Genomic DNA, 20,832 nt, shown 5'->3' on the forward strand with positions numbered 1-20,832 from the left:
GACCCAATAAATGAGCCTTTGAGGTTTTTAGTATTTTATAAAGTTGATGGAACCTAATCCGCCAGAACGATCACTTTGTTATCCTTCATTTCAATAGTGCCGCTTCCGATGGAAAGTATGGTTTTACCATCTTCTTTAGCAAATTTGTTTTCATGAGCTTCATCTATGGCGATATTTCCTTCGATCTTTACTTTTCCTTGTTGTAATAAGGATACGATGGGAGCGTGATTTGATAATAATTGGAACTCACCATTTATTCCCGGAACCGTTACCGATGTTACATCGCCTGAAAATAATGTTGCTTCCGGAGATACAATTTCTAAATACATATTCTTTAGTTGTTCGTTGCTTGTTGTTGGTTGATGGTTTACTTACTGAAAACCTCAACTATCAACTGACAACCATTTAAGCCTCAGCTAACATTTTTTCACCTGCTTCAATAGCTTCTTCAATAGTTCCTTTAAGGTTAAAGGCAGATTCTGGCAAGTGGTCCAACTCCCCGTCCATGATCATATTAAATCCTTTAATGGTATCCTTAATATCGACTAGAACTCCTTTAAGGCCTGTAAATTGCTCCGCTACATGGAAAGGTTGTGACAGGAAACGCTGTACACGTCTCGCTCTACCTACCGCAAGTTTATCCTCTTCGGATAATTCCTCCATACCCAAAATAGCAATAATATCCTGAAGCTCTTTATAGCGTTGCAACAACTCTTTTACTCTTTGAGCACAGGCATAATGGTCATTTCCTAAAATTTCCGGAGTAAGAATCCTCGATGTAGAATCCAATGGATCCACCGCAGGGTAAATACCTAATTCAGCAATTTTACGGGATAATACCGTAGTGGCATCCAAATGCGCAAATGTAGTTGCTGGAGCAGGATCCGTTAAATCATCAGCAGGTACATATACTGCCTGTACCGATGTAATAGAACCTCTTTTGGTCGATGTAATACGTTCTTGCATAGCTCCCATTTCCGTTGCCAAAGTGGGCTGATACCCTACCGCCGAAGGCATACGACCTAAAAGTGCCGATACCTCTGAACCTGCTTGTGTAAAACGGAAAATATTATCTACGAAGAACAGTACATCTTTTCCTTGGCCATCACCAGCACCATCACGGAAGTATTCTGCTATAGTTAATCCGGATAAGGCAACACGTGCACGTGCTCCCGGTGGTTCATTCATCTGTCCAAAAACAAAAGTTGCCTTGGAATCTTTCATAGCTTTTTTATCCACTTTGGATAAATCCCAACCACCTTCTTCCATGGAGTGCAAAAAGTCATCACCATACTTGATAATGCCCGATTCCAACATCTCACGAAGTAAATCGTTTCCTTCACGTGTACGTTCCCCAACACCTGCAAAAACAGAAAGACCACCGTGACCTTTAGCGATATTATTGATCAATTCCTGAATCAATACTGTTTTACCAACACCGGCTCCACCAAATAGACCAATTTTACCCCCTTTTGCATAAGGTTCAATTAAATCGATTACCTTAATCCCGGTGAACAATACCTCTGTAGAAGTAGATAAATCTTCAAATTTTGGTGCTTCCCTGTGAATTGGCAAACCATCTTTTCCAGCTTTGGGAAGGTCACCAAGACCATCGATAGCATCTCCGATTACATTGAACAAACGGCCATAAACATCATCTCCAATTGGCATTTGAATCGCATTTCCCGTAGCAACCACTTCCGTTCCCCTACTTAATCCATCCGTAGAATCCATAGAAATAGTTCTTACGGTATTTTCACCAACGTGGGACTGTACCTCTAAAACCAGTTTGGATTTATCCTCCTTTATTATCTCAAGGGAATCATAGATTTTTGGAAAGTCATCACCCGATTGAAATTCTACATCAACCACTGGTCCAATGATTTGCGAAACTTTACCTGTAACTTTTGACATTACTTTTATGTTTATGTATTACGTTTAAAAACAGCTGAAAAATGGTTTCATTTTCAGGCTGCAAAGATATATCATTCCCTTTTAAAGAAAAATTGTTTTCCACCTTTTTTGCAAAAGAAAAAAGGCGCTTTAACAGCGCCTTTTCGTTTTGGTCTTTTAAACTGATAATCAGTAGTTTATTGAAGTGACGGAGAATAGTTTGTGGGATAATCACCTACATTCACAAAGTTCCCCGATGCTTCAAAATTAGAGCCATAGGTAGCATCGATAGCTCTCATAAATTCATTCGCCAAAAGTGCATATCCTCTTGCCGTGGGATGTATACCATCCAAAGAGAAAGCACTCCCCGTTACCAAATTAGCGGTTAGTGTAAAATCTCCGCTGGTGATTCCCCCATTGGCCAATTGGTTCAATAATGTGTTTGCATCTACCAAGGCCAAGCCTGCGCCACTGGCCGCATTTGCTATAATTGCATTAAAAGCCTCGGTCGCTACTGCTATCTCTTCCTGTTCGCTGGGTATCAGCACCCACTTATCCGCTAGTGGCAAAGTAATCCCTTCCACGGAAAATTGTCCTGCCAAGGCCAATGGAAGTTGAGTTGATAAAGCAGCTACCGATGCTTCATTCACTGTGCCTATTACATTTGAACTTGGCAATACAAATAAATCATCTTCTGTAGCCTCACGTGTTTGGCCATATGTGTTCCCTAATAAAGTAGCTACAGCTGGCGCGGCAGCGGCAGGCAACCCAAAGGATTGTACAAAAACTGGAAAGGTATCACTAGCAAGTAAAACATCTCTTATCTGTTCGGATATATCAATCAATGTTTCGTCATATATGACCACCTCACTGGCACCTGTTGTAGAAAATTCAATAGAACGTTCCTCCGCAGAAATTGCCGGATTCACACTTTCTAAAAAGGTATATACTTGATTTAATTGTCCGAAGATTCCGTTTAAAGTAGGAATCTGAGGTCCGAATCTCGGATTAGTTGGATCTAGCGGGTTATGCGGGACCGTTGTAAAATGTGGTATGCTAGTCACATCTGGAATATTGGCCACCACCCCACTGGCTCCATTGGCTGTAAGCGCAGCAATTAATGCCCCATATGAACCATCAAAACCTACACCTGGCATACCAGATACCGGTGTAATAGGATCTGTACCATCTCCTCCCGAGGTTGCATAGCCCAAAACGTCATTATTTCCAATCCATAATGAAAAGAAAGTAGGTGCTTGTGCAACGGCATCACCTATCACAGAGGCATCTGGGGCAGTAGCCATTCTTACAAAATATGGATTTGCAAGTGGTGGGTCCAATGACAAACCTGCAATGTTACCATATCCCGGAGCCAACAGATGAAAGCTTTTTGCTCCCGGCACACCCATATTATTAAAAGGCCCTGTTGGATTGTTCACACCTAAACTTGATGTAGGCAAAGGGGCGGAACCACCCTGTTCTTCAAAAAACTCATTTAAGCGTTGTGGTCCAGACCCATTAAAAATGAGCCTATATTGAACAACTGGCGTCGCTCCTAACAGAAGTCCACCAGTATTATCGCTCATTAGTGGTTGATCAAATGATCCCCCTCCTGCAAGTGCAAACTTCTGGGATAGAATATTGGGTATTGAATTTTCCTGTCCCGCAATAAAAAGTGCTCCGTCCGTAAAACCGGCCGTTAAAGAATTACCTAAAGAAACATAATTGGTAAAATCTGCCGAACCTGCGGTAAGTTCGGGAAGTGCCGCAGTCTCTACATCGGGTGTCAAATCAATATCTTCAATGTCGTTACAAGCTGCAAAGCTTATGGTTAACATTACGAGAAATATATATTTAAAAGTTTTCATATCGAATTTTTGATTTCTTTTTTTACCTAGTTATTAATGGTCCATGAAACATAATAGATAGACCCTATAAATCCGGTTCCGAAGGCCGTAAAATACTCATCTCCCAAAATGTTGTTTCCACCAAGCTTAAACGTAGATTTAATATTTGGCACATCATAGCTGATCTGGGCATCCACAACATGAAACTCCGGTACTATACCATTACCAAAGGTGGCTTCCCAGAAATAATCATCACTAAAGCGATAGTCAAAATTGAATCCGAAATTTTTGAAGAGTTGCGTGTTTCCAAAAGAAGCTTTAAACTTATGCTCGGGTGTATTGAACTGTACTTGAAAATCTGGATTGGCTTCCCTATCAAAATCCAACTTAGTATAAGTATAACTTCCGCTCAAATCAAAATCACCAAATATTTTTGTGGTTAACCCAAGTGAAGCGCCAAACGAATTTACATCTGCATCTGAGTTGGTATAGGCTTGATAGGTTTGAAAATCTCCATTGGATATGGCTGCTAATGAAAGTGAACCATCACCTGCCGTACCGTATAAAGGTGCTACAACATTTTCCGGTGAAATAAAATCCGTGTAGCTGTTATAGTAAGTACTAAAGTCTACGATCAATTTGTTGATTTTTCCTCGATACCCTACTTCAAAAGAGGTAACCTGTTCCGGTTGTACCAAGCCTGGGTTGGACACTACCAAGTCTGCAGGATTTCCTGATGCAGCCAATCTTTGAACAGATCTTGCCGAATATGAATTCTCATAAGCCGCTCTACCGGTCTGGGTAATTGTTTCGGGTTGGCCCAATGCTTGACCACCACCACTAACATTATAATCTCTAGAAAAACGATCTAAGTTGTCAGGAGCAGCACCAATCAAAGTAGCTCTACCAGCATTAAGTCCAATAAATAAATCCTGCGTAGTCGGGTTTCTAAAACCTGTTTGTACAGAAGCCCTAATATTGTGGTCCCTGTTCAACGTAAATCCGGCAGACAGTCTGGGTGAAAAGAACCCATCGAAAAATTCCGATTTATCATATCTCACTGATCCTGTAAGTTTTAAGCTTTTTTCATTTTGAAGTTCAATAGTTTTCTGAACTTGTGTATATAATCCAAATTCTGAATAATTGATAGGACCATCCACATCCGTATAAATGGTTCCCGAAGAATTCAAGCTATACTCCCTAAAAGATCCTCCGATTTGGATTTCGGCCCAATCAATCAAATGGCTAAAATTATAATTGGCATCTGCGTGATAGTATTTAGATGCATCTTGAAATCTTGAACCCGTTGATAAGTCAGGGTCTTGGATAATTCTATTAAAAGCGTTTTGAAATTCTGGGGTTCCCGGAAGAAAACGACCCGATTCTGCTTGTGCTCTTGCAGCGGCATGCGCCTGCTCATTGGTTGCTCCTCCTAAAGTAGCCTGAACATAAGCACCCGTGTATTCCCCAAAATAAGTTTGATCATCTTTCCATGCTCTATTGATATTGATGCCTGTAAAAACCATATCATAAGAATCCCCAGCTTTATCAGCTACCAAATATCCTCTTACAAAAAAGTTATCGTTCCTAACTTCCAGTTTGTGCTGTTCTTGAAAAAACCCATTAATGTTATATCTATTGGTTCCTTGATAAATTGTGGAACCGGTTCCTACTTTCCCCACATAAGAAATTTCAAAATCATTTTCCCAAGGGCGATAGTAGAGGCCCCAATCTGCCTTAATACTTTCCGCTCTATAATTGGTTAAATCTGCCTCATTGTATCCAATCCTAGTAACTTGTTGTGAAGGCACTAAAGCATTGGCTCCAGCAGGAAGCACTCCAAGACCTTCCAAGGTAACCGCTACATCTTTGATATCGACCGAGAAATCATCACCATATACATTTATTCCATCGTAATCCAAATCCGCCCTAGTTCTGGTAGGATCAATTTTATCCGTTTCATTGGTTGCGGCCCAGTCGGTTCCTCTTAAATAACCGAAATTCACCTTTCCAGCAAATTTATCACTGAATTTGTATGCCGCACGAATTCCAACATCTGTATAGGCATTATCTCCAGCGGCTTCTTGTGAAGTTATTCCCCTTTTCACGGAAACACTGATGCCTTCATAATCAAAAGGATTTTTGCTTCGCATAAACAGAATACCATTGAAGGCATTTGCGCCGTACAATGCCGAAGATGCACCTGGCAAAAGTTCTACACTTAGAACATCTGTCTCTACCAGACCTACCAAATTACCTATAGGAAAGTTAAGGGCCGGAGTAGAATTGTCCATACCATCTACCAATTGCATAAATCTTGTATTGGCAAATGTGGCAAAACCTCTTGTATTAACAGATTTAAAAGTTAAACTGTTGGTGTTTACATCCACCCCTTTTAAATTTTCGAGTCCCCCGTAGAAATCTGCGGAAGCGGTATTCTTTATCGTTTCGAGGCCCATACGTTCTACCGTTACGGGCGATTCAAAAATACGTTCTGGCGTTCTTGAAGCGGATAGTACTACTTCATCCAAAAAGGTCTGTGCTTCGTTCAAAACCACGTTAATCGTTTGATTGTTCGTAGTAATGTTTTCAGTTGCCTCCGTATAACCAAGACTGGTAATCCTCAATTGAAATGGGGGATCTTCCGAAGTTTGTAAGGTGAAATTACCGTCAAAATCAGAAACCGTACCTATTGCTTTGCCGACTATAACAATATTGGCCCCGGGGATAGGCTCGTTGTTTTCATCAACAACGTTTCCATTGATCGTAGTTTGGGACATTCCTATAGCCCCAACCATGACCAATGCTAAAAATAGTATTGTTCTCATTTGAAATTTGAGTTAAAATTAGTTTGACAACCAAGATACAGATTATTTAATCTCAAAAGTAAGAAAATGAAAAAAATTATGCATGCATAGTATTATTTTAATAAAATAGGAGGTTGAAAATCGGTAAATTCATAAAAAACAAAAGAGGCGCATTGATCAATGCGCCTCTTTTTATGTTAATATAATGGGTTTTGTTTATTTACTCTACCGTTACGGATTTTGCCAAATTACGGGGTTGATCTACATTACAACCACGCATTACCGCTATATGGTACGACAATAATTGTAGTGGGATTGTCGTCAACAAAGGCGAAAGACTTTCCAAGGTTTCCGGTACTTCGATTACATGATCTGCGATTTCGGTGACCTGCTCATCGCCTTCCGTGACAATCGCTATGATTTTACCTTTTCTGGATTTTATTTCCTGAACGTTACTTACTACTTTTTCGTAATGGCCTTTCTTTGTCGCTATAACAAAAACGGGCATTTGTTCATCTATTAGAGCAATAGGGCCGTGTTTCATTTCAGCTGCAGGATACCCTTCCGCATGGATGTAACTGATCTCTTTAAGCTTTAAAGCCCCTTCCAGTGCTACTGGGAAATTATACCCTCTTCCCAGATATAGGCAGTTCGTAGAATCTTTGTAAACATCCGATATAATCTCAATCAATGGATTGGATTCCAGTGCTTTTTCTACCTTATTTGGAATATTTTCCAATTCTGTTAAATATTCATGAAACTGTGTTTGAGAGAAAACACCTTTTTCCTTTGCCAGTTTCAAAGCAATTAAGGTCAATACCGTAATTTGCGTAGTAAACGCCTTTGTGGAGGCCACTCCAATTTCCGGACCTGCATGAGTATAGGCTCCGGCATGGGTTTCACGAGCAATGGAAGAGCCTACTACATTACAAACTCCAAAAACGAAAGCTCCTTTTTCCTTTGCCAATTTAATGGCCGCCAACGTATCTGCCGTCTCACCGGATTGAGAGATGGCAATCAGTACATCTTTATCGGTAATTACGGGATTTCTATACCTGAATTCAGAAGCATACTCTACTTCCACAGGAATTCTGGCCAAATCTTCAAAAATATATTCCGCTACTAAGCCAGCGTGCCAAGACGTGCCGCAAGCTACGATGATGATTCTATTCGCGTTAAGGAACTTTTCCAAGTTTTGGTCAATTCCCGCCATACGGATCAGGCCTTGCTCGGCAAGTAACCTTCCTCTATAGGTATCCTTTATTGCCCTAGGTTGCTCATAAATTTCTTTGAGCATAAAATGGTCGTAGCCTCCTTTCTCTATTTCCTCCAAGTTCATTTGGAGTTCCAATATTCTGGGATATGCTACTGCATCGTCCTTAATCTTTCTCAGTTTTATCTCTTTACCCAATCTGATGATCGCCATTTCTTCATCCTCCAAATAGACGGCGTTGTTGGTAAACTCAATAAATGGCGAAGCATCCGAAGCAATAAAAAATTCATCTTCCCCAATTCCAATAGCTAACGGACTTCCTAATTTCGCTACTACGATTTCATCCGGCTTTTTTTTATCGAACACTGCAATGGCATAGGCTCCTACGACTTGATTTAAAGCTATTTGGACAGCTTGTCCCAACTTTACATCTTCCGTTTTTTTAACTTCCTCAATAAGGTTGACCAAGACTTCGGTATCCGTATCGGAAGTAAAAGTGTATCCCCTTTTGGTCAACTCCTTCTTTATGGATTCATAATTTTCAATGATTCCATTATGAATAATTACCAAATCACCGGAGTTGGAATAATGAGGGTGAGAATTAACATCATTAGGAACCCCATGGGTAGCCCATCTTGTATGACCTATCCCCAAAGTTCCTGCTTGTGATACTCCTTTTGCCTTATTTCTTAAATCCTCTACCTTGCCCTTGGTCTTAGTAAGATTTATTTGTGAGCCATCGTATAATGCAATTCCTGCACTATCGTAACCACGATATTCCAATCTTTGAAGTCCTTTGATAATCACCGGAAAAGCTTCTCTATGACCAATATATCCTACAATTCCACACATGATTTAATATTTTATGATTTAATAAAATTCTTACGCAAAAATAATTCAATACCCTTTTAAAAGCGAGTTTCTTAGCTATTAAACGTGTAAATTCTATGAAGTGATATGTATCTGGTAAAAAAACCTTTGTAAATGGTAAATTTTGGTTTTGGTCAAACTAAAAACTAGTCGATTTCAGTAAAAAAGATTTCTAATTTCAATCTTTTATCAAAATCGGGGTTATCCAAAGGAATATTTGGACCATAAAGTACGGTGCCCAGAGGCGTTAAAGTGGATGTAACTGGTAAATCCTTTTCTGCTTCTACTAGCATTGCATTTGCAAAAGAGTTGTTCAAAATATCAGTGGTCAGTGTTAGTCCCAAAGGGACATTATCCGCATCTCGGACCAAAATATTATTTATATGGTCTGTAATCTTAATCGAATATTTTATGCCTTTCCCATCGGTATCCTTTTCAATTATTCCGTCATAATTGAGAAATGTTCCAAAAAGACCCTGCGATTCATTATTCTGCTCGGTAAATCTGTTTATAAGCTCCGTATTAGTATCAGCATTATAGAGATAAAGACGCGGTGGCTCGGTTATAGCGCCCGCATTATCAAGTTGCTCCCTGTCTATATAAAAAACCAAATTGGCCTCATTGATCACCCTATTTTTAGCCCTAAGTTCCTCAATTATATTTTCTGCACCTTCTTCGGCCTCAAAAAGATTTATTTGGGTCGTAACCCCTGCGCCTCCCTTCACATAAATGCGAGATGCATTGGTTTCATTATCCAGTTCCTCTTGAATATTGGTAGGATAATCTTCGTTTACAAAAGTATTAACAGCATTGCCCCCCGCTTGTAGTAGTTGCAATTTAAAAGTCTTCTCCAATTTTACTATACCGTCATCACTGGTGTCATCAGTAGTGCCTCCATTACTAAAACTATCATGATTGTAGACAATATCTATTTCCGCTTGCGAAATATTTAGCAATAACAGCACATCAGTATCAATGGACAAATGCAGCCCTCTAAAGAATTCCCTTAAATTTGCATTGGACAAAAGCTCTGAAGATCCTTCCTTATCCAAGATATTTTGTTGAAAAAAATCGTTATTTAATGGCACTCGTATACCAGGCGGCAATGTGGAAGATATCGTTCCCTCCTCATTCACATCTTCCGTATCAGGGTCATCATCTTCCACAACAAAAAGTATTTCTTTATTGCTAATAGTGACTTCCCCGTCAAACAATACCTCATCGGTAAAGGTTGGGGAAAATTCCTGTGAAGAAAAGTATTCTTGGGACTCCTGGAAATTTGTATTCGGGTCCAAATCCCTCAAGAAAAAAGTAGAACGTTCCACTTTTAGATTAAAAATCTTTGAAAACGCTGCATCATCCTTTACCTCATCATACCGTCTTCCTCTGATATAGATACTATCTAAATCTCGTTCAATGGCAAAACGATCTCCAAAGGTTTCTTCGTCAACATCATCATTTATACCGTCATTATCCGTATCCACCTCTAAAGGATCGGTATTATTGATACTTTCCTGTATATCAGTAACACCGTCATTATCACTATCACTATTGGGATCGTTTGGATCGGCATCCTCGCTATCCACAACCCCGTCCCTATCCGTATCTATACTATTATTTAAATAGGGAATGTACAAAAATACCTCTTGAACCGTTTCATTTTCCTGAATTTGATTTTGATTTTCGGGATCAGGATTTTCCTCAACGTCCTGTGTTAGTATTCCAAATGTTGGGTTGGCTTCACTGCTGTTGGCAGTAACCATGAAGTTTACTTGTGCCGTAATACTGGCTTGTGTTCTTCCAAAAACGGGATCGTTAAAACTTCCCAGCTGATAAATTGGCAATCCATTGGTTCTTACCGCTTCAATATTTTTATTAAAAGCAAATACATTGAATACTTCTTTACCTGTTTCAAAAGGTTCAGAACCTACCACGCCAGATCCAATATCCGTTAAATCTTCTTCGCAAGAAACAAAAAGTAGTACAACCAAAACCATACCCAAAAATTTGGGAATAGAGAACTCTGTATTAAAATTCATTCAGATTATTTTAAAACTTTCGTGTTATAAAAGTCAGCATACGCTTCTTCAAATTCTTGGACAGAAACATAAGGCAACACCGGTTTTTCTTGGTTGGCAATGTGTGTGTTCAATTCCTCTGGAATTTCTTCCGATGCTAAAATAACGGCATCTGAAAAATCTACGGCAACCTTTAACAAATTATTATACGTAGGCTCTCCCAGAGATGCTATCTCTTCTTCAGGAATACCATCAAAAGCAATTCGTTTTAGCATATCTTGATCAAGGGCACCATCAAACGTTTTTCCATATACGGAAAGTACTATTTTACTATCGGCAAAAAGAGGTTCGTCCGCGTAATATTTTTTAAGATAAAGTGGCAATAAGCTGGCCATCCACCCATGTACATGGATGATATCCGGAGACCAGTTTAATTTTTTAACGGTTTCCATTACACCTTTTGCAAAGAAAATTGCACGTTGGTCATTGTCAGGAAACAGATTGCCTTCCTTGTCCGTAAACGTAGCCTTACGCTTAAAATATTCCTCATTGTCTATAAAGTAGACCTGAATTCTTTCCCTTGGTATAGAAGCTACCTTGATAATCAAGGGCATGTCCATATCATTGATTACCAAATTCATACCCGATAGACGGATTACCTCATGTAATTGATGCCTCCTTTCATTAATATTACCGTACCTGGGCATAAAAATCCTTATTTGGCCACCATTGCTGTTGACCATTCTAGGCGTCTCGTATGACATTAAGGAAACTTCGTTTTCGGGTAGGTAAGGAACTAATTCTGAAGATACAAACAATATCTTTTTCCCATTCATAAAGGCTGTTTTTTATTTTTCACTTGAACGTAGCGGCAAAATTACAAAAAATAAAGAGATTAGCCGTATTTATAGTAAGTTTGCTCGCCTAAAACAGCTATTGGATGTTAGTTTTTGAAACAAAAAATGAACTGGAAGAAAGATTAAATAAAATCTGGCCCAGTAACAATCTAGGGTTGGTTCCTACCATGGGTGCTTTACATGAAGGACATGCCTCACTGATCAAAAAAGCGTTCCTAGAGAATAAACACGTGGTTGTGAGTATTTTCGTAAACCCTACCCAATTCAACAATGAGGAAGACCTTAAGAAGTATCCAAAAACGTTATCGGCAGATTTGGAACTGATCAAATCCTTATCTAAGGATATTATCGTTTTTGCCCCAAAAATCAATGAGATCTATGCTGATGGTCCTATCCTTAAGAAGTATGATTTTGATGGGTTGGACAAGGTCATGGAAGGTGAGTTCCGCGAAGATCATTTTAACGGCGTGGGCACTATAGTAGCATTATTATTGAAACTTATAAAACCTACAAGGGCTTATTTTGGAGAGAAAGATTTTCAACAACTACGTATCATCCAAAAACTGACAGTTTTAGAAAATATACCCGTAGAAATAATTGGCTGTCCCATAGTTCGGGAACCACACGGATTGGCCATGAGTTCAAGAAATGAAAGACTTTCCAAGGATCTGCGACTAACGGCAGGTTTTATTTATGAAACCTTAACAACTGCCAAAAGAAAATTTGGCACAAAAAGTGCTTTGGAAACAAAGAAATGGGTACGGAAGATGTTTAAAAACCATGAAAAACTCAATTTGGAATATATTGAGATTACCGACGTTACATCTTTAACACCCGTTAAGCGAAAAAGCAACAACAAAAAATACAGGGCTTTTATCGCTGTTTACGCCGGTGATATTCGGCTGATAGACAATGTAGCACTGAATTGATTAATTTTGAACCATGCAAATAGAAGTAGTAAAATCTAAGATTCATCGCGTAAAAGTTACTGGGGCCGACTTGAACTACATAGGCAGTATTACCATTGATGAAGATTTGATGGACGCCGCCAATATCATCAGAGGTGAAAAAGTCCAAATCGTGAACAATAATAACGGAGAGCGTCTAGAAACATATGCCATTCCCGGACCAAGAGGCAGTGGAGAAATTACCTTAAACGGAGCAGCATCCAGAAAAGTGGCGGTTGGTGATGTTTTAATATTGATCACGTATGGCCGTATGGATATTGAGGATGCCAAGACCTTCAATCCTTCTTTGGTATTCCCTAACGAGGAAAACAACTTATTATCCTAGTTAAAAACAAGAACTTGGTTAAATTCGAATTAAAATAGCAACGTAGATTTTGACCAATTCCCTAAAAAAAACCCTAAAAACAATTCTTCCGATTGCTATTGGAATTTTTTTGGTCGTCTACTGGTATAATAATACAGCGGCGGCGGATAGGGAAAAAATTCTCTTTTACATTAAAGAAGCCGATGTTTTTTGGATTATCCTTTCCCTTATCCTTGGGCTACTGGGCCATATTTCCAGGGCCATTCGTTGGAATTATTTATTGGAACCCTTGGGATATAAACCCAAGTTGATCAATAACATATTAATGATATTTATGGCCTATTTGGCCAACCTTGGTGTTCCAAGAACTGGAGAGATTTTAAGGGCAACGGCACTTACTACGTATGAAGGTGTACCTTTTGAAAAGGGTTTTGGTACCATAGTAACGGAGCGAGTAGTAGACGTATTCATGCTTTTGGTCGTCGTTATTATTACACTTTTACTTCAAACCGATATTATCATTGATTTTTTCCAGCAACGCGGATTAAATTTAAACGGCATCTTCTTATTGCTTGGAGCAGGCATCTTTGGATTCGTTATCTTTTTCCTTTTTATCAAAAAGTCAAAGTCCAAAATAACACAGAAAATAAAAGTCTTTGTAACCGGGCTAATGGACGGTGTTTTCAGCATTTTTAAAATGAAAAGAAAATGGGCCTTTGTTTTCCATACACTGTTCATTTGGATTTGCTACATCGGTATGATGTGGGTCATTAAATTTACCGTTCCGGAAACCGTTGCTCTTTCATTAAGTGAAGTCATGGTAGCCTTTGTATTCGGGGCGTTTGCCATGGCCACTACAAACGGTGGCGTAGGCTTATTTCCCATTTTGGTTAGCAAAGCCTTGGCACTTTTTGGTATCAGTAGTGTCTCCGGAGATGCCTTCGGATGGATCATGTGGATTGCACAAACCCTTATGAATGTGGTTTTTGGTGCAATATCTTTCCTATTATTACCGTTATTGAACAGAAATCGATAGTATTCTTACACTATCAACCAATAGTCGTACATGAAAAGAATTGTGCTTATTTTATTTTTGAGCTTGGGCACAATGGCTACGGCTCAGGTAAAACAAGAAATCTTTGAATCCTTCAAACTTCAGGAAAGGCGAGACGTTCAGTATTATTTTCCCGAAAATCTGGATGACACCAAAAAATATCCTTTGATTATTGTTTTGGATGCCGAGTACCTGTTTGACCAAGTGGTGGCAACATCCAAACTCTACAGTAGGTTTCATGGCATGCCGCAAAGCATCATCGTCGGTATCAATCAAAGTAAAAATGATTTGCGATATGAGGATTGCGCCTTCAATGACGAAAACGGGCTTCCCTCGGAAAAAGGTGAAAAATTCTTTGAATTTATAGGGATGGAGCTCATCCCTTATTTGGATTTGAATTTTAGTACCGCACCCTTCAAAATGATCGTGGGGTATGATATTACTGCAAATTTTCAAAACTATTGGCTCTTTAAGGGCAATTCTCTTTTTAGTGCTTATGTAAATATTTCGCCAACTTTGGCCCCAGAAATGGAGACTAGAATACCCTCCCGACTTTCCGTTTTTGAAAAGCAGCTATTTTATCAACTAATTGTAGAGGGAGAACAAAGCAAGGACACTCCGGCAATCATGGCATTGGACAGAGGAATCAAAGCTTTGGACAAAGAGACCTTGCATTACTTTTTTGACGAATACAAGACTGCGGACCATATTTCAGTAGTCACCTATGGCCTTGGAAAAGCTTTTGATAATATTTTTAGTATGTTCAAGCCTATAAGTCCAAAAGAATATAAGACAAAGATTTTGGCCTCGGAGGAACCTGTTTTTCAATATCTAGACGATAAATACCAAGGAATAGTTGATGTTTTTGGATTCAGCAAGCCGGTTGAGCTAAATGATATCATGGCAATCTATGCCGCCTCCAGAAAGAAAGAAGATTTTGAATCGCTTAAACCGTTATCGGATTTATGCAAAAAAGAATATCCCGAGACTATGCTCGGCTTTTATTTTGAGGCCGAATATCTAGAACAATTAGGAGAGCCCAAAAAAGCTTTAAAGACTTTTGAAAAGGCTTTCCAGATGGAAGAAATAGATTTTTTAACCAAAGAAATGGCACTAGAAAAAATGGATGCACTCAAAGCCGATTTTGGCTTTTAATTTTTATTAAACTGGCATAACACTACCCCAAATCGTGTTATTCCAAAAAAACCTACTTATGATGATTAAACCTAGATCATTGTTTTTAATATGCTCCGGTATATTATTTACATATTATGGATTAAAAGGCGAATTTATTCTGGCCTATAGCGGTTCTGCCCTAGTTATGGCCTGGACTTCTTTCTTTCTTGCCTTTTCACAAATCAGTAAAGAAAAAGCCAAAATCGATAATCGGTCGGAATGATTCAATTGATTTATAAATAATTTTCGGTTCAGCTTTTATGCTTTTCGCATCTTTTTTCTATATAATGGTGTAAAATGCCTGCGAAGCCAAAGAAGATGTTACGATCAATAGTCCACAAAACATTTGGATTATTTTTTAAACTTCTTGTTACCTTTATCCCAAAAGGTAAAGGGTAAGCATGGCCAAAACGAAAACAGCTTTTTTTTGTCAAAATTGTGGAACACAGTACGCCAAATGGGTAGGACAATGTTCCGCTTGTAAGGAATGGAATACTGTTGTAGAAGAAGTTGTTCAAAAAGAGGAAAAAAGTAACTGGAAGACGCAGAACAATACGAGTAGAAAGGTTTCGAAACCCTTGCGTGTCAATGAAATCAGCACAGAAAAAGAACTACGCCTAAACACCTTTGATTTGGAGTTTAATCGTGTTCTAGGAGGTGGTTTGGTACCCGGTGCCCTAGTCCTTTTAGGCGGTGAACCTGGTGTCGGAAAAAGCACCTTGCTTTTGCAGATCGCCTTAAAACTACCCTACAAGACCCTTTATGTTTCCGGTGAGGAAAGCCAGAAACAAATTAAGATGCGTGCGGATAGAATACATCCCCACAGCGAGACTTGTTTTATTCTTACCGAGACGAAAACCCAAAATATATTCCAACAGATTGAAGCTACCGAACCTGACATTGTGGTCATAGATTCCATTCAGACATTGCATTCGGACTATATTGAATCTGCTGCAGGAAGTATCTCACAAATACGCGAATGCACCGCAGAACTCATCAAATTCGCAAAAGAAACCAATACTCCTGTTATCTTGATAGGTCATATTACCAAAGACGGGTCTATTGCCGGACCAAAAATATTGGAACATATGGTAGATACCGTTCTCCAGTTTGAGGGCGACCGTAATTATGTATATCGCATTTTACGTTCCTTAAAAAATAGGTTTGGCTCTACGGCAGAACTTGGTATTTATGAAATGCATGGCAGTGGTTTAAGAGAAGTAAACAATCCGTCCGAAATACTTATTTCCAAAAACGATGGTGGACTTAGCGGAACGGCAATTGCCTCTACCGTAGAGGGCATGAGGCCTTTATTGATTGAAATCCAAGCGTTGGTCAGTACCGCGGTCTATGGTACGCCGCAACGTTCTGCAACAGGTTATAATGCCAAACGCTTAAATATGTTATTGGCCGTTCTGGAAAAAAGGGCTGGTTTTAAATTAGGGGCCAAAGACGTTTTCCTGAATATTACTGGAGGTATTTCGGTAGATGATCCTGCGATAGATTTAGCGGTCATTGCCGCAATTTTGTCAAGCAATGAAGATATTCCTATTGAAAAAGGGGTCTGTTTTGCCGCGGAAGTTGGACTTGCCGGCGAAATACGTCCGGTACAACGTATTGAACAGCGTATCATTGAAGCCGAAAAATTGGGTTACACCTCAATAATTGTATCCAAGAACAACAAAATAGGATTAAAGAATACCAAAATCAAAATACAATTGGCCTCCAAGATTGAAGATGTGGTGAGCAACTTGTTCGGTTAACGCTTATCTCGCATAATTCTCGCTATTACCATAAAGATGATTACCACGGCAACGATAAGTACTATTTGCCAAAAGCCTATCTTTAGAAAAACCAAACTCATCAAGGTGCAGGGTTTGGAATTTCTTCATGGATGGCATCGATCTGCTCCAAAATTTCGTCGGAAAGCTCCATATTAATGCTAGCAATATTTTCTTTTAGTTGCTTCATGGTCGTAGCTCCAATAATATTGCTTGTCAAAAAAGGTCTTGAATTTACAAATGCCAATGACATCTGCGCCAATGACAGATCGTTGGCCTGTGCCAATTCATAATATTTTTGCGTAGCCTTTATAGCCTCCGGTTTTATATATCGATTGTAATTGGGGAATAAAGCCAGTCGTGAGCCTTCTGGCATTCTGTCCCCCAGATATTTTCCACTTAAAACGCCAAATCCCAATGGTGAATAGGCCAAAAGTCCTATTTGCTCTCGCATAGAAATTTCGGACATCCCAATTTCAAAAATACGGTTCAATAGGCTGTAAGGGTTTTGTACCGTAATCGCTCTAGGCAAAGTAGCATGGACCTTACTTTCTTCCAGATACCGCATTGTACCCCAAGGGGTTTCATTAGAAATACCAATATGTCTTATCTTGCCTTCTCTGACCAAATCCCTGAGTGTTTCCAAGACTTGGTGAAAATTATCTTCCCAATGGTCCGTGATATCGACTTTATAACCTCTCTTTCCAAAAAAATTGGTGTTTCGCTCAGGCCAGTGAAGTTGATACAAATCTATGTAATCCGTTTGCAAACGCTGCAAGCTGCCTTCTACCGCTTCTATGATAGATTCCCTTTGAAAACCTGTTGTTCTTATAAATTTTGTGAACTCGGCCTTCCCGGCAATTTTACTGGCCAACACAACTTTGTCCCTATTACCTGTTTTCTTAAACCAAGTGCCTATGATTTTTTCCGTATCGGATTTTCTATCAGGATGTGCCGGTATGGGATATAACTCTGCCGTATCAAAGAAATTGATTCCTTGTTCCAAAGCGTAATCCATCTGCTCGTGGCCCTCTGCTTCCGTATTTTGATTTCCCCAAGTCATTGTGCCTAGGCAAATTTTACTTACTTCAATATCCGTATGGGGCAACTTGGTATATTTCATTGCTGATCGATTTGAATTTTAAGCTTGCAAAAATACAAAATTAACAGGGTTAATCTGTAATCTCCACCAATATTGGGCAGTGATCACTATGTTTTGCTTCGGACAAAATGACGGAACGCTTTAACCTATCTTTTAGGGATTCGTTCACCATTCCATAATCCAGCCGCCAACCTTTGTTGTTGTTTCTTGCATTTGCCCGGTAACTCCACCATGTATAATAATCAGGTTCCTTATTAAAATGGCGGAAACTATCTATAAAACCACTCTTTATGAAATTTCCGATCCATTCCCTTTCCACTGGTAAAAAACCGGATACATTCTTAAGCCCTACCGGATTGTGGATGTCAATAGCTTCATGACAAATATTATAATCTCCAAGCACTATCAGATTTGGGTTCGTTTTCCTAAGCTCATCTGCATACTTTTGAAAATCTGCCATGTAGGTAAGTTTAAAATCCAAACGGTCCATATTGGTCCCGGATGGCAAATACATGCTCATCACGGAAACATCCCCAAAATCGGCCCTTATATTCCTACCTTCAAAATCCATATAGTCTATCCCAGTTCCATATTCTATATGATCTGGCTTGGTTTTGCTCAATATGGCAACCCCACTATATCCTTTTTTTTGAGCACTGTACCAATAATTATATCCATAACCTGCAGCCTCAAAAAGAGATAAATCCAACTGCTCCCGACTGGCTTTAATTTCCTGTAAACAAACCACATCAGGATTTACGGATCGCAACCATTCCATAAAACCTTTTTTAAGTGCCGCACGGATTCCGTTTACGTTATAGGATATTATTTTCATTCATACAATTTTGCCTAAAAATAGCTATTTTTAGGGCTTATCCCATTTTAATGAAACAAGTTTTTTCGCTTCTCTTTTGCTGTCTTTTTTTTTCTTTTTTTTATGGCCAAAACGATTCCATCACTAAGCTGGATGAAGTCATACTTTTGGATACTTTCACATCCTCTGAGATTTTAGGCATTACGGCTTCTTCTATTTTACAGCCTGCACAAATAAGAACCAATAGCCCCATTGATTTTGCCACTACCTTAAACCAAGTAGCGGGGGTGTATCTTCTTTCAGGGGCACTAAACACAAATAGAATTACCATACGCGGGGTTGGTGCAAGAACTCCTTTTGGCACCGATAAATTGCGATTATATTTTAACGGAATTCCTGTTACCAATGGCACCGGGTTTTCAACTATTGAAGCTTTTGACCTTGAAAATCTAGGCAGTATAGAAGTCATTAAAGGACCTAAGGCAACAGCTTACGGAACCAATTTGGGAGGGGCCATTCTTCTGAATACCTCGAAAAATAGTATTGTAGAAACTAAGTTGTCCAATAACTTCAGTGTGGGATCTTATAATATGTTGAAAAACAATTTATCCTTTCGCCATTCGGATGAAAAATTCAATCTCAACTTAAATTACAATCACTTGGAAACTGATGGATTTCGTCAAAACAATCGTTTTAAGAGGAATGGAATATTATTAACAAGCGAAGCCTTTCTAGGACCTAGCACTACACTGGGTCTTGTTCTCAACCATATAGATTACAATGCACAAATTCCAAGTTCCCTTAACCAAACCGATTTTGAGGAAGACCCAACAAGAGCGGCCGGTAATTGGCTCGCGGCCCAAGGTTTTGAAGACAATAAATATACTTTGACAGGATTGTCATTGGAACAAAAATTAGGCCCTTCCATAAAAAATTCCACAAGCTTGTTCTATTCTTATTTGGACCATTATGAGCCACGCCCCTTTAATATTTTAGATGAATTTACCAACGGTTATGGCTTTAGGACACAATTTGAAGGAAATCTAAAAAAGTCCAAATTTGTTTTTGGTGCAGAGCTGTACAAGGACGAATATCATTGGGGAACTTTTCAAAACAACTTTGCCGACAATAACGGAAACGGAAGTTTACTTGGTGATAGATTAAGCAAAAACAAAGAATTCAGAAATCAACTCAATCTGTTTGGAACATTAACCTATCCCCTGAACAACAATCTTTCAATACAGGGTGGCTTAAATTTAAATAAGACAGATTATGATTTTAGGGATTTATTCAATAACGAAAACAATACTTCCGCAGCGCGAAATTTTGATGCCATTCTTTTGCCCAGTTTGGGCATTCGTCACCAAACCATAAATACAACGCTTTATGCCAATATAAGTCATGGTTTTTCCAACCCCGGTTTAGAAGAAACCCTGACTCCTGATGGTGTCATTAATCCGGAGATAGCTCAAGAAAAAGGAATAAATTATGAATTGGGGAGTGATTTTTCCTTTTTTAAAAACAAACTCAGCGTAAACGCCATTGTTTATCGCATGAACATTAAAGATCTATTGGTTGCCCAGCGTATTGGTGACGATCAATTTGTTGGAAGAAATGCCGGTCAAACACGGCATCAGGGGTTTGAGTTAGAAGTAAATTCCAACCTCCAAGTTTCCAAAAAAATAACTGTTATACCTTATTTGAATTATACCTTAAGCGACCATAGTTTTATTGATTTTATTGATGGAGAGGATAATTTTTCAGGAAATCCTTTAACCGGGGTTCCAAAACACCGTATACAATCCGGGTTAAATATTCTTTCCAAAAAATTACAATTGAACTTGGTGCATCAATTTGTAGATGAAATTCCATTGACCGATGCTAATTCGCTAAGTAGTGATTCTTTTAATGTTTTCAATATGCAAGCGAAATATCAAACCATATTATTTTCAGATTTTAATTTGGGGCTCAACTTCGGAATCAACAATATATTCGACATCAACTATGCACAGTCCGTTCTCATAAACGCTTCCAGTTTTGGTGGAAGGGCACCAAGGTATTTTTATCCCGGTAATGGAAGAAATTACTACTGTGGCCTACGAATACAATATGTATTATAATATCGCCA

16 protein-coding genes are annotated in these 20,832 nt (G+C 39.0%); 7 read left to right on the forward strand and 9 right to left on the reverse strand.

The window, feature by feature from the left end:
* Positions 1–53: 53 nt before the first annotated feature.
* The 7 genes from ACKWBX_RS13390 to ACKWBX_RS13420 all read right to left on the reverse strand — a co-directional run bounded on the left by ACKWBX_RS13390 (position 54) and on the right by ACKWBX_RS13420 (position 11,484).
* Positions 54–329, reverse strand: a complete 276-nt coding sequence (locus tag ACKWBX_RS13390) for a F0F1 ATP synthase subunit epsilon (protein WP_413969208.1) — start codon at positions 327–329, stop codon at positions 54–56.
* A 76-nt stretch (positions 330–405) separates the two neighbouring features.
* Positions 406–1,914, reverse strand: a complete 1,509-nt coding sequence (gene atpD, locus ACKWBX_RS13395; RefSeq protein ID WP_413969209.1) for a F0F1 ATP synthase subunit beta — start codon at positions 1,912–1,914, stop codon at positions 406–408.
* Between the two features lie 176 nt (positions 1,915–2,090).
* Entirely contained in the window at positions 2,091–3,761 is a 1,671-nt protein-coding gene (locus tag ACKWBX_RS13400; protein ID WP_413969210.1) for a G-D-S-L family lipolytic protein, read from the reverse strand.
* 26 nt (positions 3,762–3,787) lie between these two features.
* Positions 3,788–6,568 (reverse strand): TonB-dependent receptor, encoded by a 2,781-nt coding sequence (locus ACKWBX_RS13405; protein ID WP_413969211.1) that lies wholly within the window; start codon positions 6,566–6,568, stop codon positions 3,788–3,790.
* A gap of 199 nt (positions 6,569–6,767) precedes the next feature.
* Entirely contained in the window at positions 6,768–8,612 is a 1,845-nt protein-coding gene (gene glmS / locus ACKWBX_RS13410; RefSeq protein ID WP_413969212.1) for a glutamine--fructose-6-phosphate transaminase (isomerizing), read from the reverse strand.
* A gap of 164 nt (positions 8,613–8,776) precedes the next feature.
* A complete protein-coding gene (locus ACKWBX_RS13415) occupies positions 8,777–10,669 on the reverse strand; it encodes a DUF4270 domain-containing protein (RefSeq protein ID WP_413969213.1) in 1,893 nt (630 codons plus the stop codon).
* A gap of 5 nt (positions 10,670–10,674) precedes the next feature.
* A complete protein-coding gene (locus ACKWBX_RS13420; RefSeq protein WP_413969214.1) occupies positions 10,675–11,484 on the reverse strand; it encodes a glycogen/starch synthase in 810 nt (269 codons plus the stop codon).
* Between the two features lie 104 nt (positions 11,485–11,588).
* Here ACKWBX_RS13420 and panC point away from each other — a divergent pair, with 104 nt between their 5' ends.
* The 6 genes from panC to radA all read left to right on the forward strand — a co-directional run bounded on the left by panC (position 11,589) and on the right by radA (position 16,770).
* Positions 11,589–12,434, forward strand: coding sequence for a pantoate--beta-alanine ligase (gene panC, locus ACKWBX_RS13425; protein ID WP_413969215.1), 846 nt, complete (start codon positions 11,589–11,591; stop codon positions 12,432–12,434).
* 13 nt (positions 12,435–12,447) lie between these two features.
* Positions 12,448–12,798, forward strand: a complete 351-nt coding sequence (gene panD, locus ACKWBX_RS13430; RefSeq protein WP_413969216.1) for an aspartate 1-decarboxylase — start codon at positions 12,448–12,450, stop codon at positions 12,796–12,798.
* A gap of 49 nt (positions 12,799–12,847) precedes the next feature.
* The gene (locus tag ACKWBX_RS13435) at positions 12,848–13,813 is read left to right on the forward strand and encodes a lysylphosphatidylglycerol synthase transmembrane domain-containing protein (protein ID WP_413969217.1); all 966 of its coding nucleotides are present in this window, start codon (positions 12,848–12,850) and stop codon (positions 13,811–13,813) included.
* Positions 13,814–13,843: 30 nt separating this feature from the next.
* Positions 13,844–14,986, forward strand: a complete 1,143-nt coding sequence (locus ACKWBX_RS13440; RefSeq protein WP_413969218.1) for an alpha/beta hydrolase — start codon at positions 13,844–13,846, stop codon at positions 14,984–14,986.
* 61 nt (positions 14,987–15,047) lie between these two features.
* Entirely contained in the window at positions 15,048–15,230 is a 183-nt protein-coding gene (locus ACKWBX_RS13445) for a hypothetical protein (protein ID WP_413969219.1), read from the forward strand.
* 178 nt (positions 15,231–15,408) lie between these two features.
* Positions 15,409–16,770 (forward strand): DNA repair protein RadA, encoded by a 1,362-nt coding sequence (gene radA / locus ACKWBX_RS13450; RefSeq protein ID WP_413969220.1) that lies wholly within the window; start codon positions 15,409–15,411, stop codon positions 16,768–16,770.
* Positions 16,771–16,870: 100 nt separating this feature from the next.
* Here the strand turns inward: radA and ACKWBX_RS13455 are convergent, their stop codons facing one another.
* Positions 16,871–17,911 (reverse strand): aldo/keto reductase, encoded by a 1,041-nt coding sequence (locus ACKWBX_RS13455; protein ID WP_413969221.1) that lies wholly within the window; start codon positions 17,909–17,911, stop codon positions 16,871–16,873.
* Between the two features lie 49 nt (positions 17,912–17,960).
* A complete protein-coding gene (locus tag ACKWBX_RS13460; RefSeq protein WP_413969222.1) occupies positions 17,961–18,725 on the reverse strand; it encodes an exodeoxyribonuclease III in 765 nt (254 codons plus the stop codon).
* Between the two features lie 50 nt (positions 18,726–18,775).
* On the opposite strand from ACKWBX_RS13460, the gene ACKWBX_RS13465 reads away from it, so the two are divergent.
* A complete protein-coding gene (locus tag ACKWBX_RS13465) occupies positions 18,776–20,824 on the forward strand; it encodes a TonB-dependent receptor family protein (protein WP_413969223.1) in 2,049 nt (682 codons plus the stop codon).
* The last annotated feature ends 8 nt before the right edge of the window (positions 20,825–20,832 follow it).

It is taken from the genome of Maribacter algae, assembly GCF_047345745.1.
Taxonomy (GTDB): domain Bacteria; phylum Bacteroidota; class Bacteroidia; order Flavobacteriales; family Flavobacteriaceae; genus Maribacter.

Coding starts and splice junctions, on each gene's coding strand:
- ACKWBX_RS13390 (WP_413969208.1), bottom strand. CDS start 329: ATGTATTTAGAAATTGTATCTCCGGAAGCAACATTATTTTCAGGCGAT.
- atpD (WP_413969209.1), bottom strand. CDS start 1,914: ATGTCAAAAGTTACAGGTAAAGTTTCGCAAATCATTGGACCAGTGGTT.
- ACKWBX_RS13400 (WP_413969210.1), bottom strand. CDS start 3,761: ATGAAAACTTTTAAATATATATTTCTCGTAATGTTAACCATAAGCTTT.
- ACKWBX_RS13405 (WP_413969211.1), bottom strand. CDS start 6,568: ATGAGAACAATACTATTTTTAGCATTGGTCATGGTTGGGGCTATAGGA.
- glmS (WP_413969212.1), bottom strand. CDS start 8,612: ATGTGTGGAATTGTAGGATATATTGGTCATAGAGAAGCTTTTCCGGTG.
- ACKWBX_RS13415 (WP_413969213.1), bottom strand. CDS start 10,669: ATGAATTTTAATACAGAGTTCTCTATTCCCAAATTTTTGGGTATGGTT.
- ACKWBX_RS13420 (WP_413969214.1), bottom strand. CDS start 11,484: ATGAATGGGAAAAAGATATTGTTTGTATCTTCAGAATTAGTTCCTTAC.
- panC (WP_413969215.1), top strand. CDS start 11,589: ATGTTAGTTTTTGAAACAAAAAATGAACTGGAAGAAAGATTAAATAAA.
- panD (WP_413969216.1), top strand. CDS start 12,448: ATGCAAATAGAAGTAGTAAAATCTAAGATTCATCGCGTAAAAGTTACT.
- ACKWBX_RS13440 (WP_413969218.1), top strand. CDS start 13,844: ATGAAAAGAATTGTGCTTATTTTATTTTTGAGCTTGGGCACAATGGCT.
- ACKWBX_RS13445 (WP_413969219.1), top strand. CDS start 15,048: ATGATTAAACCTAGATCATTGTTTTTAATATGCTCCGGTATATTATTT.
- radA (WP_413969220.1), top strand. CDS start 15,409: ATGGCCAAAACGAAAACAGCTTTTTTTTGTCAAAATTGTGGAACACAG.
- ACKWBX_RS13455 (WP_413969221.1), bottom strand. CDS start 17,911: ATGAAATATACCAAGTTGCCCCATACGGATATTGAAGTAAGTAAAATT.
- ACKWBX_RS13460 (WP_413969222.1), bottom strand. CDS start 18,725: ATGAAAATAATATCCTATAACGTAAACGGAATCCGTGCGGCACTTAAA.
- ACKWBX_RS13465 (WP_413969223.1), top strand. CDS start 18,776: ATGAAACAAGTTTTTTCGCTTCTCTTTTGCTGTCTTTTTTTTTCTTTT.